Annotated in this window: 12 protein-coding genes; 8 read left to right on the top strand and 4 right to left on the bottom strand. The window is 71.6% G+C overall.

The window, feature by feature from the left end; translation table 11 throughout:
* Positions 1-204: 204 nt before the first annotated feature.
* Positions 205-960 (top strand): SLATT domain-containing protein, encoded by a 756-nt coding sequence (locus ACIPSJ_RS19295; RefSeq protein WP_401347136.1) that lies wholly within the window; start codon positions 205-207, stop codon positions 958-960.
* 164 nt (positions 961-1,124) lie between these two features.
* Here ACIPSJ_RS19295 and ACIPSJ_RS19290 read toward each other — a convergent pair whose 3' ends face one another.
* Positions 1,125-2,129, bottom strand: coding sequence for a LacI family DNA-binding transcriptional regulator (locus ACIPSJ_RS19290; RefSeq protein WP_401347134.1), 1,005 nt, complete (start codon positions 2,127-2,129; stop codon positions 1,125-1,127).
* Between the two features lie 121 nt (positions 2,130-2,250).
* Between ACIPSJ_RS19290 and ACIPSJ_RS19285 the strand changes: the two genes are divergently transcribed.
* From ACIPSJ_RS19285 to ACIPSJ_RS19275, 3 genes are read left to right on the top strand one after another with little or no spacing between them, the layout of a single operon-like run.
* The gene (locus tag ACIPSJ_RS19285) at positions 2,251-3,405 is read left to right on the top strand and encodes a Gfo/Idh/MocA family oxidoreductase (RefSeq protein WP_359206260.1); all 1,155 of its coding nucleotides are present in this window, start codon (positions 2,251-2,253) and stop codon (positions 3,403-3,405) included.
* A complete protein-coding gene (locus ACIPSJ_RS19280; RefSeq protein WP_401347131.1) occupies positions 3,402-4,394 on the top strand; it encodes a Gfo/Idh/MocA family oxidoreductase in 993 nt (330 codons plus the stop codon). Before ACIPSJ_RS19285 ends, ACIPSJ_RS19280 begins: the two co-directional genes overlap by 4 nt.
* 1 nt (position 4,395) lies before the next feature.
* Positions 4,396-5,439, top strand: a complete 1,044-nt coding sequence (locus ACIPSJ_RS19275; RefSeq protein ID WP_401347128.1) for a Gfo/Idh/MocA family protein — start codon at positions 4,396-4,398, stop codon at positions 5,437-5,439.
* 4 nt (positions 5,440-5,443) lie between these two features.
* Here ACIPSJ_RS19275 and ACIPSJ_RS19270 read toward each other — a convergent pair whose 3' ends face one another.
* Positions 5,444-6,973, bottom strand: coding sequence for a substrate-binding domain-containing protein (locus tag ACIPSJ_RS19270; RefSeq protein ID WP_401347125.1), 1,530 nt, complete (start codon positions 6,971-6,973; stop codon positions 5,444-5,446).
* Positions 6,974-7,107: 134 nt separating this feature from the next.
* A complete protein-coding gene (locus ACIPSJ_RS19265) occupies positions 7,108-8,904 on the bottom strand; it encodes a serine/threonine-protein kinase (RefSeq protein ID WP_401347123.1) in 1,797 nt (598 codons plus the stop codon).
* Between the two features lie 507 nt (positions 8,905-9,411).
* Here ACIPSJ_RS19265 and ACIPSJ_RS19260 point away from each other — a divergent pair.
* Positions 9,412-9,615, top strand: coding sequence for a DUF397 domain-containing protein (locus ACIPSJ_RS19260; RefSeq protein WP_401347120.1), 204 nt, complete (start codon positions 9,412-9,414; stop codon positions 9,613-9,615).
* On the opposite strand, the gene ACIPSJ_RS19255 is transcribed toward ACIPSJ_RS19260, so the two are convergent.
* Positions 9,612-10,487 carry a helix-turn-helix domain-containing protein gene (locus ACIPSJ_RS19255; RefSeq protein ID WP_401347117.1) on the bottom strand — a complete coding sequence of 292 codons (876 nt, stop codon included), beginning with the start codon at positions 10,485-10,487 and terminating at the stop codon, positions 9,612-9,614. The two genes, ACIPSJ_RS19260 and ACIPSJ_RS19255, sit on opposite strands and share 4 nt — an antisense overlap.
* Positions 10,488-10,741: 254 nt before the next feature.
* Here ACIPSJ_RS19255 and ACIPSJ_RS19250 point away from each other — a divergent pair, with 254 nt between their 5' ends.
* The 3 genes from ACIPSJ_RS19250 to ACIPSJ_RS19240 all read left to right on the top strand — a co-directional run bounded on the left by ACIPSJ_RS19250 (position 10,742) and on the right by ACIPSJ_RS19240 (position 15,438).
* Positions 10,742-12,097, top strand: coding sequence for an aspartate aminotransferase family protein (locus ACIPSJ_RS19250; RefSeq protein WP_401347114.1), 1,356 nt, complete (start codon positions 10,742-10,744; stop codon positions 12,095-12,097).
* 165 nt (positions 12,098-12,262) lie between these two features.
* Entirely contained in the window at positions 12,263-12,964 is a 702-nt protein-coding gene (locus ACIPSJ_RS19245) for a GntR family transcriptional regulator (protein WP_355712667.1), read from the top strand.
* Entirely contained in the window at positions 12,961-15,438 is a 2,478-nt protein-coding gene (locus ACIPSJ_RS19240) for a dolichyl-phosphate beta-glucosyltransferase (RefSeq protein WP_401347111.1), read from the top strand. Before ACIPSJ_RS19245 ends, ACIPSJ_RS19240 begins: the two co-directional genes overlap by 4 nt.
* Positions 15,439-15,501: the final 63 nt, after the last annotated feature.

Raw genomic sequence — 15,501 nt, 5'->3', positions numbered from 1 at the left:
ATCGCCCCGCCACTCTTTCGAGTGAGAATCCCGGGGGCCCTATACCTGATCAAGGCCCACTTCTGGGCGGAAAAGAGACGAAAGCCGAGCCTTCGCCACCCATTGGGCGGTAGGAAGGGTTCCCGTCGTCAGCAGCCATGGTCGCACCGACGCCATGTCCGAGGTCACGGAACGTGACCGGTTGTGATCAGTAGGGAGTGCCGGGTGGGTCAGCCGGAGATGCAGCCCGAGGGACCGCGTCAGGACGGGCGGGGCGAGGGCGCGGCCGGACTGCGGCCGGGTGATCTGACCGGGCGGGCGTTCCCGCTCGGGGACTGGGGCGAGCCGGCCGAGCGGCTGGACGAGCTGTACCGGTGGGTGGAGCGCGGGGCGCTGGAGACCGCCGCGTGGTACCTCGCGGACCGGGTGTGGAAACGGCGGGGCGCGCGGGTGCTGCGGTCCGGGGCGGCGGTGGGCGCGACGCTCGGGGCGGCGCTGCCGCTCCTCGATCTCACCGGGGTGATCGGCGGGGTGGCGCCCTGGGGGTATCTGGCGCTGCTGACGGCGGTGGCCTGCATCGGCGTCGACCGGTTCTTCGGGGTGACGTCCGGCTGGATGAGGGACATGGCGACCGCGCAGGCCGTGCAGCGGCGGCTCCAGGTGCTCCAGTTCGACTGGGCCTCGGAGAGCGTCCGGGAGGTGCTGGGTCCCGCCGAGGGGACGGCGAGCGAGGCGGCGGAGCGGTGCCTGGCGGTGCTGCGGCGGTTCTCCGAGGACGTGACCGAACTGGTCCGCACCGAGACGGCCGACTGGATGGTGGAGTTCCGCACGGGGTCGGCTCCGCTGGGCATCCAGGCGACGGTGACGGCCGGGTCCCGCGCGGACGCGGGACATCTCAGCGGCCGTTTCCCGCTGCCGCCGGGCAACACCAACGGGGCACGACCGAACATGCCGCGGCAACGTCCTCCTGAGCCGAGGTGAGGGGGGTGCGCGTTGCCGGGTGGCTGCGGGTGCGCTGTGGCTGGTCGCGCAGTTCCCCGCGCCCCTTTGGGGCGCGTTTCGGGGCGCGTCAGCTGTAGCGCCCCGTCAGGGGCGCGGGGAACTGCGCGAGCGACCACGACGGCGCGGCGGCCGACACACGGCGCTCACCCGCCCGACGGCGGCCCCGTCGTCCCCCGTACCTCCAGGAACGGCGTCACCAGGTCCACCTCGGCCGGCCGCGAGGGCTCCGTGATCCGCTCCAGGAGCCGTTGGGCGGCGCGCCGCCCCACCTCCTCGCTCCCGTTGTCCACGGTCGTCAGCCACAGGTGCCGCAGCCGGGAGAGGTACGTGTTGTCGTAGCCGACCAGGGACAGGTCCCGGGGGACGGTGAGCCCCGTCTCCTCGGCCGCCGAGAGCGCGCCGACGCAGGTCATGTCGTTGACCGCGAAGACCGCCGTCGGACGCCGGGGACGGCTCAGCAGGCGGACCGTCGCCCGGTAGCCGCCCTCCTCCGTCAGGTCGCCCTGCTCCACCACCGCCGAACCGGCCAGCCCGTGCGCCCGCATCGTCGCCTCGAAGCTGCGCCGGCGCAGTTCGCCGACCGCGCCCTGCCCGGCGATGTGCGCGATGTCCCGGTGGCCGAGTCCGATGAGGTGCTCGGTGGCGAGGCGGGCGCCCAGCTCGTCGTCGTTGGCGACGATGTCCACGGCGGGCAGGACGGGTTCCCTGGTGCCCGCCACGACCGTGGGGATCCGGCCGGCCGCCGTGCGCAGCACCCCGGGGTCCGGCAGCGTGCCGACCGCGATCAGGCCGTCCACGCGCAGCTCCGTGAACGTGTGGGTGAGGTCCTCGCCGAGGCGCCGGTTCAGGTGGCCGTCGGCCAGCAGCATCCGCAGCCCGCTGTCGGACAGCCGCCGGTTCACCCCGTCGAGGAGTTCCACGAACCAGGGGTTGCGCAGGTCGTTCAGGAGGACGCCGACCGTGCGGGTGCGGCGCTCGCTGAGGCTGCGGGCGGCCGCGTTGGGCCGGTAGCCGAGTTCCTCGACGGCCGCCAGGACCGCCCGGCGCTTGTCCTCGCGGACCCCGTCCGCGCCCCGCAGCACCAGGGAGACCAGCGACTTCGACACCCCGGCGCGCGCGGCGACGTCACGGATGGTCGGAGCGTTCATGCCCTGGACCGTTCCATACCCCCTCCGGCTTTGTAAAGACGGCCGAATGTCTTGACACCTGCGGAAGTCGCCCCGCATCGTGAGCGGGCAATCTCTGGAACGGTCCAAAGAAGGGCAGCCCATGGTGAGTACGCTCGGCGTCGCCGTCGTCGGATTCGGCTGGATGGGACGGGTGCACACCCAGGCCTACCAGCGCATTCCGCACCACTTCCCGCAGCTGCCCGTACGGCCGGAGCTGGTGGCCGTCGCCGAGGAGGTGCCGGGGCGGGCCGAGGAGGCCGCCGCCCAGTTCGGGTTCGCGTCCACCACCCGGGACTGGCGCGAGGTCGTGCAGGACCCCCGGGTCCGGGCCGTCAGCATCACCGCGCCGAACTTCCTGCACCGCGAGATCGGTGTGGCGATGGCCGAGGCCGGCAAGCACATCTGGATCGAGAAGCCGGTCGGGCTGACGGCCGAGGACGCCCGGGCCGTCGCGGACGCCGTGGCCGCGGCCGGCGTGCGGAGCACGGTCGGCTTCAACTACCGCAACGCGCCCGCCGTCGCCCACGCCCGCGAGCTGATCGCCTCCGGCGAGCTGGGGACCGTCACACACGTCCGGATCCGCCTCTTCAGCGACTACGCGGCCCACCCCGACGGCGCCCTGACCTGGCGTTACGAGCGTGCCCGCGGCGGGGGCGGGGTGCTGGGCGACCTTGCCTCGCACGGCGTCGACCTGGCCCGCTTCCTGCTCGGTGACATCGAGTCGCTGGCCGCCGACACGGCCGTGTTCATCCCGGAGCGGGCCCGGCCCACCGGCGCCACCGCCGGCCACACCCTCGCCACCGGCGGCGAACTCGGCCCCGTCGAGAACGAGGACTACGTCAACTGCCTGCTGCGCTTCGCCTCCGGCGCGCGCGGTGTGCTGGAGGCCTGCCGGGTCTCGGTCGGCGAGCAGAACAACTACGGCTTCGAGGTGCACGGCACCCGGGGCGCGGTCTTCTGGGACTACCGGCGGATGGGCGAGCTCGGTGTCAGCCGCGGCACCTCCTACCAGGACCAGCCCGTCAGCACCGTCTTCGTCGGCCCCGGCCACGGCGAGTACGGCGCCTTCCAGCCCGGCGCGGCCAACGCCATGGGCTACGACGACCTCAAGGTGATCGAGGCCCACGCCTTCCTCCGGTCCATCGCCGAGGACACGGCGTACGGCGCGACCCTCGACGACGCCGTGCACAGCGCCACCGCCCTCGACGCGATGAGCCGCTCCGCCGCGCAGGGGGCGTGGGTGAGCCTCGGATGAGTGCCGTGCGGGTCGGGGTCGTCGGCGCCGGGAACATGGGCGCCGACCATGTGCACACGCTGCACCGCTGGGTCTCCGGCGCCGAGGTCGCGTACGTCGCCGACCTCGACGCGGGGCGGGCGGCGGAGGTGGTCGCCGGGGTGCCGGGCGCGCGGTCCGGCGCCGACCCGTACGCGCTCATCGCCGACCCCGGTGTCGACGCCGTCGTCATCGCCTCCCACGACAGCACGCACGCGGACCTCGCGATCGCCGCCGTCCGCGCGGGCAAGCCGGTGATGTGCGAGAAGCCGCTCGCGCCGACGACCGCGGAGTGCGTACGGGTCCTGCGGGAGGACCGCGCCGCTGACCTGGTCTCGCTCGGTTTCATGCGCCGCTTCGACCCGGGGTACGCCGACCTCAGGGCCGCCCTCGCCGCCGGTGCGGCCGGGGTCCCGCTCCTCGTGCACTGTGTGAGCCGGGGGGTGACCTCCGCGCCCGGCGCCACCGACGAGTTCAGCGTCACCGGGTCGGCGATCCACGAGTTCGACACCGTGCCCTGGCTGCTGGACTCCCCGGTGGTGGAGGTGAGCTGGCACGCGGCCCGCCCCACCCCGGCGGCGACGACCCTCCGCGACCCCCAGCTGATGCTGCTGCGCACCGCCGACGGCGCGCTGACCACCGTCGAGACCTTCCTCAACGCCGGCTACGGCTACGACGTCCGCTGCGAGGTCGTCGGCGAGCACGGCACGCTGGCGCTGACCGATCCGGCCCGGCTGGTCTCCGACACCGCCCGGACCCGCGCCACCGGCTATCCGGCCGACTGGCGGCCCCGGTTCGCCGACGCCTACCGCCTGGAGCTGCAGGCCTGGACCGACGCCGTCGCCGAGGGCCGGCCGGCGCCGCTGGCCACCGCCCACGACGGACTGGTGGCCTCCGCGGTGGCCGAGGCCGTCATCGCGTCCATGCACGCCGACGGCCGTACGACCGCCGTCCGGGTCCCGGAGGTCTGAGATGCCGACGCCCCCCGCCTTCCCCGCCGCGCTCCCCGCCCCGCGCACCCCCGACCCCATGGCGGCGCCCGCCCTGCGCTGGGGTGTGCTCGGTACGGGGTGGATCGCGGAGCGGTTCGTCGGCTCGGTGCGGCGCCACACCCGCCAGCGCTTCACCGCCGTCGCCTCCCGCGCCGCGGGCCGCGCCGAGGACTTCGCCGGCCGGCACGGCATCCCCGGCTCCTACGGCTCGTACGAGGAGCTGGTCGCGGCGCCGGACGTCGACCTCGTCTACGTGGCGACCGAGCACACCGCCCATCTCGCCTGCGCCCGGCTGGCGCTGGAGGCCGGCAAGCACACGCTGGTCGAGAAGCCGCTGGCCCTGGACGCGGCGCAGGCCGCCGAACTGGCCCGACTGGCGGCCGCGCGCGGCCTGTTCTGCGCCGAGGCGCTCTGGACCTTCTTCCTCCCCCGGTTCGACGTGGTCCGGCAGATCCTCGACTCCGGTGTCCTAGGCGAGATCCACACCGTGCTGGCCGACCACGGCGAGCACTTCGCCCCCGGCCACCGCATCCTGCGCGCCGACCTCGCCGGCGGCCCACTCCTCGATCTCGGCACCTACCCCGTCTCCCTCGCCACCTGGGTCCTCGGCGAGCCCACCGAGATCCTCGCCACCGGCCGGCCGCACCCGGCCGCCGGGGTCAACGGCCAGCTCTCCGCCGTCCTCCGCGACGGCGACGGCAACCAGGCCGTCGTCCACACCACCGTCCTCAGCGACACCCCCACCACCGCGACGATCGCCGGCAGCCACGCCACGCTCACCCTGCCGGGCCCCTTCTACCAGCCGGGGGACGTCCTGCTGACCCCGTCCGGCGGCGGTACGACGCTGACGTACACGGAGGAGCGCACGGCCCACGACGGGCTGCACTTCGAGGCGGCGGAGGTGGCGCGGTGCGTGGCGGAGGGCCTGCGGGAGTCGCCGCTCCGGCCGCTGGAGGCGTCGGTGGGCACGCTCCGCACGCTGGACGGGATCCGCAGGGCGTGCGGGATCGAGTTCCCCGCGTAGGGGATCAGCCGCAGAGCCTGTTCCCCACGGAGGTGGCGCAGGGCACGTGCCCGTGACTGCGGATGACGTCCTGGCCGTTCCCCCTCTCGACGTACGCCAGGAAGCTGGACGCGAGGGTGTCGGCGGCGGGCTGGCCGTAGGTGTACGCGTACTCGATCTCGCGGTACGGGTACGCGCTGACACCGCGCTCGATCGCCTCCACGGACGGGGCCTCGTGGTCCAGGGAGAGGGTGTGCAGGCCCTTCGCCCCGGCCGCCACGTACAGCTCGGCGTAGCCGACGGCTCCCTTCAGCTGGGCCACCTCCGACAGCACCTGGTCGGTGGAGTCCAGCTCGCAGCGGATCACCTTGGCCGTCGGGTCGTCCTTGTGCACGCAGTCGACGGAGGAGTTGGCGATCTCGCCGCGCTTCAGCACCCGGCGCTGGAAGACCTGCCGCGTACCGGAGTTGGCGTCCCGGCTGACCAGCAGCACCGGCAGGTCCGGGCCGCCCAGCTGCCTCCAGTTGGTGATGTCGCCCCGGTACAGCCGTCGTACGTCGGCGGTGGAGAGGTCCGTCAGCTTCACGTCGTCGTTCACGACGAGCGCGAAGACCACCAACGCGACCCGGTTCTCGTGGAGTTCGGGCATGTCGGTGGGCTTGGGGCCGTCGGACATGGCCAGCACCGACGGGGAGCCCGGCTTCTTCCCGGCGGCCCCGGCGTTCCTCAGGTCCCGGATCCCGGCCGTGGAGCCGTGCGCGTCCACGGTGATCGAGGAACCCTCGCACTGCTTCTCGTACTTCTTCGCCGCGTCCGCCATCACCGGGGCGAAGGCGGTCGAGCCGATGACCCGCAGCGAGCCCTTGGCGCAGCCGATCGGCGGCGGGTTGTCGTCGCGGGCCACGATGATCGTGGCGAGGGCGAGGACACTGACCGTCAGCATGATGGTGATCAGCCGGGAGGCCCGGCTGAACAGCGGGGTGGCGTCGTCCGGGGTGGCGCTGCGGTTGGGGTGGACCTCGCCGTCGTGCAGGCCGCCGATGAGTCTGATCTCCCGGCCCACGTCACCGCCGGACAGCAGCACGAGGAGTTTGAAGTGCTCGCCGTGGTTGAGCGGGACGCGCGGGATGCGCAGGGTGTTGCCCGCGTAGCCGAATCCGCGCTCCGGGGTGAAGTGCGGCATGAGGTGGTCGCTGTCGGTCGGCTGGGTGACCGAGACGCCCCGGATGGTGCGGTCGGTGAACACCGCGGTGAGACCGTGCAGTTCGGGGCTGGTGTAGTCGTCGCGGCCGATGCCCTGGGAGCCGTCGTTCTCGATCCGGATCAGGACGAGGGTGGCGTCGGCCATGTCGGGGGCCTCGTCGAACAGGCCCAGACGTCTGCCGAACCGTCCCGAACGGATGTCGTCGCCGATCGGGTTGTCCATCTGCACGCGGTAGCCGATGCGTTTGCGGCGCGGGACCCGGCGCTCGTACCAGAAGATGCCCGCCGACGCGACGATGCCGAGCACCGCGGTGCCGACGGCCACGACGTTCTCCGTGCTCAGCCACTCCATGTGGGCGCCCCCGCCACTCCCCGGAGTCGAATGGTGGGGCCACCGTAAGGGCGGAGGATGTGCGATGAAGGGACATTCCGGACGTCAGAACTGTTGTTCGCCGAACGTTCAACTACCCGGCCCAGCCCCGGAGTTCACTGCTTGCTGTACGTCAGGCTCTCGCCGCCGTCCTTCTTCACCCGCTTCAGCCTGCCGTCCGCGAGCAGGCTCACCTCGGTGGCCTCGCCGGCGGAGCAGGAGGAGCGGGGCTCACCGGTCGTGACCTTGGACGGCCCTATCTCCAACGGCCCGCCGGAGCCGGGCTTCTCGGCGAGCTTCGCGGTGAACTCGCAGTGGTAGCCGGGCCCGTCGGCGACGAGCGTGAGCACCGTGTCGCCCACCGCGCCCTGCCGGATGGTCAGTTCGCGGGTGTTGTGGCCGGTGGAGTTGTCTATCGAGGTGGCCCAGGTGCCGAGGAAGGCGGCGGGGACGGTGCCGGTGCCCTTCGGGGAGGCCGACGGGGAGGACGACCGGGTCGGCGTCGATTCCGCGGAGGACGCCGGGTCGGTGACCGACCGGGAGGGGACGGGCCTGTCGGAGGCCTTCGCGTCACCGCCGTTGTTCATCAGCGCGTACACGGTGCCGCCGGCGGCCAGCATCACGATCAGCGCGATAGTGACGAGGAGGGCGGTGGAACGGGGGGTGCGGCCCGATCCGTCGCCGGGGGTGGGGTCGTAGGGCGGGGGTGGGGGCGGGGTGTAGACGCGGGTGGGGTGCGGGGCGGCGGCGGCCGGGTCGGTGTAGGGGTTGTACTCCTGCTGAGACTGGGGCTGAGACTGGGGCTGCGGGTGCTGGTGGGGCTGGTTCGGGTAGCCGTAGGCCGGGTGGGCGGGGGCGTGTTCGGGGGACGGGGGGTTGAGGGTCGGGTGCGGGTAGTTCGTGGCTGGTCGCGCAGTTCCCCGCGCCCCTGGGTTGGCTGCCCCTGGCGCCCATTGACCGGTCGCCGGATCTGTCGCCTTGGCCCCGTGGAAGGTCGGGTCCTCCACCTCCAGCAGTTCCACCGCGTGTCGGCCCAGTTGGGCCACCAGTGCCCCGGGCAGCCAGGGGTCCTTCGACCGGCCCTCCCACACGGTCTCCCCCGCTCCCGTGCGGGCCAGGATGGCGTCGAGGGACGGGCGGGCGGCGGGGTCCTTGCGGAGGCAGTCGCGGACGACGTCGGCGATGCCTTCGGGGAGGCCGGAGAGGTCGGGGTCCTCCTGGACGATGCGGAACATCTGGGCGTGCTCGCCGGCCTCGGTGGTGCCGAAGGGGAGCCGGCCGGTGGCCGCGTAGGCGAGCACGGAGCCGAGGCAGAAGATGTCGCAGGCCGGGGTGATCCGGTCGCCGCGCACCTGCTCGGGGGCCATGAAGCCCGGCGAGCCGACGAGCGAGCCGGTGCGGGTGAGCCCCTCGCCGGGCAGGGTCTCCAGCGCCCGCGCGATCCCGAAGTCGATGACCCGGGGGCCCTCTATCGTCAGCATCACGTTGGACGGCTTGAGGTCGCGGTGGACGATGCCGGCCGCGTGGATGTTGGTGAGCGCGTGCGCCAGCCCGGCGGCGAGGATGTGCACCGACCGCTCGGGCAGCGGGCCGTGATCGTGCTCGACGACGCGCTGGAGGCTCGGTCCGGCGACATATCCGGTGGCCACCCAGGGCACGGTGGCCTCGGTGTCGGCGTCGAGGACGGGCGCGGTCCAGAACCCGCCGACCCGCTGGGCGTTGCGGACCTCCTGCCGGAAGCGTTCCCGGAACTCCTCGTGCGCGGCGATCTCCGCCCGCACCAGCTTCACGGCGACCGTACGACCGCGCTCCGACCGCGCGAGAAACACCCGCCCCATCCCGCCCGCACCCAGCCGCGCGAGCAGCCGGTACCCCCCGATGTGCTGCGGATCCCCCGGCCCCAGCTTCTCCATGGCAGATCCGCCCCTCGCTCACACTTGTGATCGAGCCGAGAATAATGCGACGGTTCCGCGAGCCGGGCGACGCGGTGTCTACGGTTACGTAACAAGCGCGCAGCCCGCCCAAAGCGCTGAAAAAGTAACAGAAGCGTCTACAAGGGGCAGCCGCTCCCTGCCGTGCACGGCGAAGGCGGAGGCGCCCCTCGGAGCAGCCTCCGCCCGCGAATGCGTCTCCCTCTGCTCCTACTTGATGCAGAAGGCCACTATCCCTGCAGCAGCCACGACGGCAAAAATGACACAGAAGCGCAGCGTCTTATCCCACGTTTCCAATGCCACGGTGACCACTTTGAACAGCTCCCTGTACATACGGCTACGCCCTCCCGGAAGCACACCCCACGGAATTCGATTCTGGCACGCCATACAGCAATGTGCTAGGTGGCAGATGGAGAGTTTACCGAGTGCCGCTTGGCAGAATGATCACCTGTACTGAAAATCGTCCACTTTTACGCCTGGAGGAATCCGATGGACGCGATAGACCTCAAGTTCCCGGAGTGGCACAGGAGCAGGAGAAGTGCCCAGGGGAACTGTGTGGAAGTGGCCTTTTCCGGGAGCATCCGTGTGCGCGACTCAAAAGATCCCCAGCGCGCCATTCTCATTTTTTCCGCGCACTGCTGGATTTCTTTCGTGAATTCCGACCCCTCGGCACCCCGTGCCTGCCGACGCTAGACCTCCGGTGCCCCAAACCGCACGACAACGGCGTCCAGGATGGCCGGGGTGCCCTCCAGGCTGGCCAGTTGCTCTATGTCGAAGTACGTCTCCAGGAAGCGGGCGGGGGCGTCGTCGTCGGCCCAGTCCACGCCCTCCCGGACGATGGCCTCGCCGTTCGCCCGCTCGACGTACAGCACGATGTCCTCTTCGGGATCCTCGAACTCGAAGAGGACGTACGACGTCCTGAAGTAGCGGTAGAGGCCTTTCCCGTAGGGCAGCACCCGTAAGGAGATCTGCGGGTGATCGGCCAGTTCCTTGAGGCGTCTCACCTGGCGGCGCATCACCTCCGGGCCGCCCACCGCCCGGCTGATCACGTTCTCGTCCAGGATGAAGTGCAGCTGCGGCCCGTCGGAACGCAGCAGCCGCTCCTGGCGTTCGAAGCGCAGCTCGGCGCGCATGTCCACCTGCTCCGGCGGGCTCGTCAGCTGCAGCACCTCAAGGGCGTATTCCTCGGTCTGCAGGAGCCCGGGGACGAGCATGGGCTCGAAGGTCCTGATGATGGAGGCCGCTCCCTCGTACCCCAGGGAGAGCAGGAAGGCCGGATCCGCGATGTCCCGGTAGCGGTCCCACCAAGGACGCTCCCTGGCCGCCCGGGCCATGGCGATCAGCCGGTCCACCACGGCCTGGTCGGTGACCCGGTAATGACTGATGAGCGCCCTCAGGTCCGTGACGGAAATACCGTTCCGTCCGGCTTCGATACGGATCAGCTTCGACAGTGACCATTCCATCTCGTCGGCCACTTCACGTTGTGTGAATCCGGCCGACTCCCGTAGGCGACGCAACTGGTCCCGCAGTTTGCGTCGCTGAAGCGCCGGATCTGTGAGCGGCACCTGCACCCTCCTGTCGCACGCGTACACCAGGGCGACCCAGACAGGACGAACAGCGTCCCGTGGCAACGTGCCACAAGGCAGACGGCCTGGTGCACAACTGCTACCCAGGACCGAGCATCACGTACCACACCGCCCGCGACAAGCGACTCGCTCACGGTTGGGGCCACCGGTCGACAATCTGTCGCGTCCCGCCGCCCACCGAGGAACAACTCGCCGATACCGCTACCGCGCTCGCCGCTTCTACGCTCCCCGCCATGACCCCTCAGCCCCACCCTCAGGCCGGAGCCGTCGTCAAGGCGGACGATCGTGCGCATGTGTTTCATTCGTGGTCCGCGCAGGACCTGATCGACCCGCCGGCGGTGGCCGGTGCCGAAGGGTCGTATTTCTGGGACTACGACGGCAGGCGGTACCTGGACTTCACCAGTGGGCTCGTGTTCACGAACATCGGGTACCAGCATCCGAAGGTGGTCGCGGCGATCCAGGAACAGGCGGGGCGGATGACGACGTTCGCGCCCGCGTTCGCGGTGGCGGCGCGGTCGGAGGCGGCGCGGCTGATCGCGGAGCGGACGCCGGGGGATCTGGACAAGATCTTCTTCACCAACGGCGGCGCGGACGCGATCGAGCACGCGGTGCGGATGGCGCGGCTGCACACGGGGCGGGCGAAGGTGCTGTCCGCGTACCGGTCGTACCACGGCGGTACGCAGCAGGCGATCAACCTGACCGGTGACCCCCGCCGCTGGGCCTCCGACAGCGCCGCCGCCGGGGTGGTGCACTTCTGGGCGCCCTTCCTCTACCGCTCCCGTTTCTACGCGGAGACGGAGGAGCAGGAGGCGGCGCGGGCGCTGGAGCACCTGGAGACCACGATCGCGTTCGAGGGGCCGGGGACGATCGCGGCGATCGTGCTGGAGAGCATCCCGGGGACGGCCGGGATCATGGTGCCGCCGGCCGGATATCTGGCGGGCGTGCGGGAGATCTGCGACAAGTACGGGATCGTCTTCGTCCTCGACGAGGTCATGGCCGGGTTCGGACGGACCGGCGAGTGGTTCGCGGCCGACCTGTTCGGTGTCGTACCCGACCTGATGACCTTCGCCAAGGGCGTGAACAGCGGGTACGTACCGCTCGGCGGGGTCGCCATCAGCCAGGAGATCGCCGCGACCTTCGGCAAGCGGCCCTACCCGGGCGGGCTGACCTACTCCGGGCATCCGCTGGCCTGCGCCGCCGCCGTCGCGACGATCAACGTGATGGAGGAGGAAGGGGTCGTCGAGAACGCCCGGCGGCTGGGCGCGGACGTCGTCGGGCCCGCGCTCGCGGCGCTCGCCGAGCGGCACCCCAGCGTCGGCGAGGTGCGCGGCACGGGCATGTTCTGGGCACTCGACCTGGTGAAGAACCGGGAGACCCGGGAGCCGCTGGTGCCGTACAACGCGGCCGGCGAGGCCAACGCGCCGATGGCCGCGTTCGGCGCCGCCGCGAAGCAGCACGGCCTGTGGCCGTTCGTGAACATGAACCGGACGCATGTCGTGCCGCCGTGCAACGTGAGCGAGGCGGAGCTCAAGGAAGGGTTCGCGGCACTGGACGCGGCACTGAGCGTGGCCGACGAGTACACGGTGTAGCACCGGGGCGCTCAGCGGCCGCACAGCGGACCCACGGCCGGCTCCTGACGGGTACGGAACGTACGGAAGGAGTACACCCGGAACCCGAACGCGTAAGGTGGCGTGCTCGTAGATGTACATGTAAGCGAGCACGTCACCCGTACGCGTGAGGAGAGGCACCCGACGATGCCCGGCAACGGCGCTGTGACCCGCAGTACCCTGCGCCAGCAGATCGCGGACGCGCTCCGTGACGAGGTGCTCGCCGGGCGGCTCCAGCCGGGCCGGGAGTTCACGGTCAAGGAGATCGCCGAGCAGTACGGGGTCTCGGCGACCCCGGTCCGCGAGGCGCTGGTCGACCTGTCGGCGCAGGGCATCCTCGACGCCGACCAGCACCGCGGCTTCCGCGTCCCGGAGTACACGCTCAGCGACTACCGGGGCATGATCGAGGCCCGCAGCCTGGTCACCGACGGCATGTTCCAGGCCCTCGCGGACGGCCTCCACCCCGCCTTCAAGGACCCCGAGGAGCCGCGGGTCGCGGCCGCCCTCGCGGGGGTCCGCCGACGCGGCGAGGAGGCGCAGCGCGCCGCGACCGCCGGTGACCTCACCATCCTCATCGGCTACGACCTCCGCTTCTGGCGCGAGCTGTCGGCCCTGTTCGGCAACCCCTACCTCGCCGACTTCCTGCACCGGCTGCGCGTGCAGTCCTGGGTGTGCGCGGTGCGGCATCTACGCAGGCTGCCCGATCTACGCGGGTATCTGTGGTCCCGGCACACCGAGTTGGTCGACGCGCTGTCCCGCCGGGACGCCGAGGCCGCCCGGGGGATCGTCGCCGCGTACAACACGCACTCCCTCGCCCTGATCGAGCGACTGGCGGAGAAGAACGGATGACCGCGCCCACCGAGTCCACGGAGAACAGCGAGAACGGAGAGAACGGGGAGGGCAGGGAGAGCAGGGAGCCCGTCGATCTCTCCGTCGTCATCCCGGCGTACAACGAGGAGGAGCGGCTCGGGCCCACGCTCGACGCCGTGACCCGCTATCTCACGGACAACGAGAGCCGGTTCGGGTCGTGGGAGGTCATCGTCTCCGACGACGGCTCCACCGACGGGACCCGCGAGGTGGCCGCCTTAGGGCACCCGCGCGTCCGGCTGGTCGCCGCCGACCGCAACCGGGGCAAGGGCAACGCCCTGCGGCTCGGGGTCGCCGCGACCGGCGGCAGCCGCGTGCTGGTCACCGACGCCGATCTCGCGGCGCCCATCGAGGAGCTGGAGCGGCTCGACAAGGCGCTCAGCGAGGGCAACGCGGCGGCGATCGGCTCGCGCGCGGTGCCGGGCTCGGAGATAGCCCACCACCAGCACCGGCTGCGCGAACTGCTGGGCCGCGCCGGGAACCTGCTGATACGCGCGACCGCCGTGCCCGGGCTGCGGGACACCCAGTGCGGTTTCAAGCTCTTCGACGGCGAGAAGGCCCGCGAGGCCTTCGCCGACTCCCGGCTGGACGGCTGGGGCATCGACGTCGAGGTCCTCCAGCACCTGCACCGCGACGGCCTCCCGATCGCCGAGGTCCCGGTCCGCTGGAGCCACCAGCCCGGCTCGAAGGTCGGCCCGCTGGCCTACCCGAGGGTCCTCGCCGACCTGGCCCTGCTCCGGCTGCGCCGGCTGCGCCCGGCCGACCTGCTGGTCGCCGTCCTCTTCCTGGCCCTCTCCGTCGCCCTCTACTCGGGCCGCTTCTTCGACCCCGGCCACCGCTACCTCGTCGACTCCCTCCAGGACCAGAACCAGTGGGAGTGGTTCTTCGCGGTGACCGCGGACAACCTCGCGCACTTCCGCAACCCGCTCTTCTCCGACCTCCAGGGCTTCCCCGACGGCGTCAACCTGATGGCCAACACGGTCATGCTGGGCGTCTCCGTCCCCTTCGCCCCGCTGACGCTGCTCGCCGGGCCGGCGGTCTCGCTGAGCGTCTGCATGGCCCTCGGCCTCGCCGCGACCGCCGTCGCCTGGTACTGGCTGATCGTGCGGCGGGTGGTACGGCACCGGGGCGCGGCCTTCGTCGGCGCTGCCCTCGCGGCCTTCGCGCCGCCGATGGTCAGCCACGCCAACGCGCACCCCAACTTCGTGATCCTGTTCATGATCCCGCTGATCGTCGACCGCGCCCTGCGCCTCGCCACCGGCGAGCGGGTCCGGCGGGACGGGATCGTGCTCGGGGTGATGGCGGCGTACCAGGTGTTCCTCGGCGAGGAGCCGTTCCTGCTGGCCGCGCTGGGCATGGTGCTGTTCGCCGCCGCCTACGCGGCCGTACGGCCGCAGGTGGCGAAGGAGGCCTGGCGTCCGCTCGGCAAGGGCCTGCTGCTGGCCGGCGCGGTCTGCCTCCCGCTCGTCGCCTTCCCCCTCTACTGGCAGTTCAGCGGCCCGCAGAGCTACCACAGCGTGCTGCACGGCGACAACGCCGGAAACAGCCCGCTCTCCCTGCTCGCCTTCTCCGAACGCTCGATGCTCTTCGGGGACGCGGGCCGCGCCAACGAACTCTCCCTCAACCCCACCGAGCAGAACGCCTTCTACGGCTGGCCGCTGGTCCTGCTGGCCTTCGCGATCGTCGTACGACTGTGGCAGCGGCCGCTGGTCAAGGCGCTGGCGTTCACCTCGGTGGCCGCCGCGGTGCTGTCGATGGGCCCGGAGATCCGCATCCCGCTGACGGACACGGTGTACCCCGGGCCCTGGGCGGCCGTCCGCAAGTTCCCGCTCTTCGAGTCGGTGATCGAGGGCCGGGTGGCGATGATCTGCGCGCCCGCGCTGGGCCTGCTGCTCGCGCTCGCCCTGGAGAAGGTGCTGGCCGCCCGTCGTGTCGGCACCCTCTACTTCGGTCTGCTCGGCGTCGCGCTCGCGCTGCTGCCGATCCTGCCCGCCCCGCTGAAGTCCGCGCCCCGGGCGCCGGTCCCGGCGTTCATCAGCAGCGGGATGTGGAAGTCGTACGTGGGCCGGGGCGAGTCCCTCGTGCCGGTGCCGCTCCCCGACCCGGGCGCCGCCGAGGCCCTGCACTGGCAGACCGCGGCCGGTCTCGGCTTCAAGCTCCCCGGCGGCTACTTCAACGGCCCCTACGGCAAGGACCGCGCCGGGATCTACGGTGCCGTCCCGCGCTTCACCTCCGACATGCTGCGGGACGTCCGCTACTCCGGGAAGATCCCGGTGATCGGCAAGAACTGGCGGGCCCAGGCGAAGAAGGACTTCGCCTACTGGAAGGCGGGCGTCCTGGTGGTCGCCCCGCAACCCAACGACGACAAACTCCGGCAGGCCGTCGAGGCACTGACCGGAAAACCCGGTAAGTGGACCGGCGGGGTCTGGGTATGGGACCTGCACGAGGGGAGCTGACCGGCTCCGCACCGATTACTCTTCCCTGACCGACCACCTGGCCGATCCGTCCGTGAACGCGCT

Source organism: Streptomyces sp. NPDC090088, from assembly GCF_044747345.1.
Taxonomy (GTDB): Bacteria; Actinomycetota; Actinomycetes; order Streptomycetales; family Streptomycetaceae; genus Streptomyces.
This window is presented reverse-complemented; position numbering and strand designations above follow the sequence as displayed.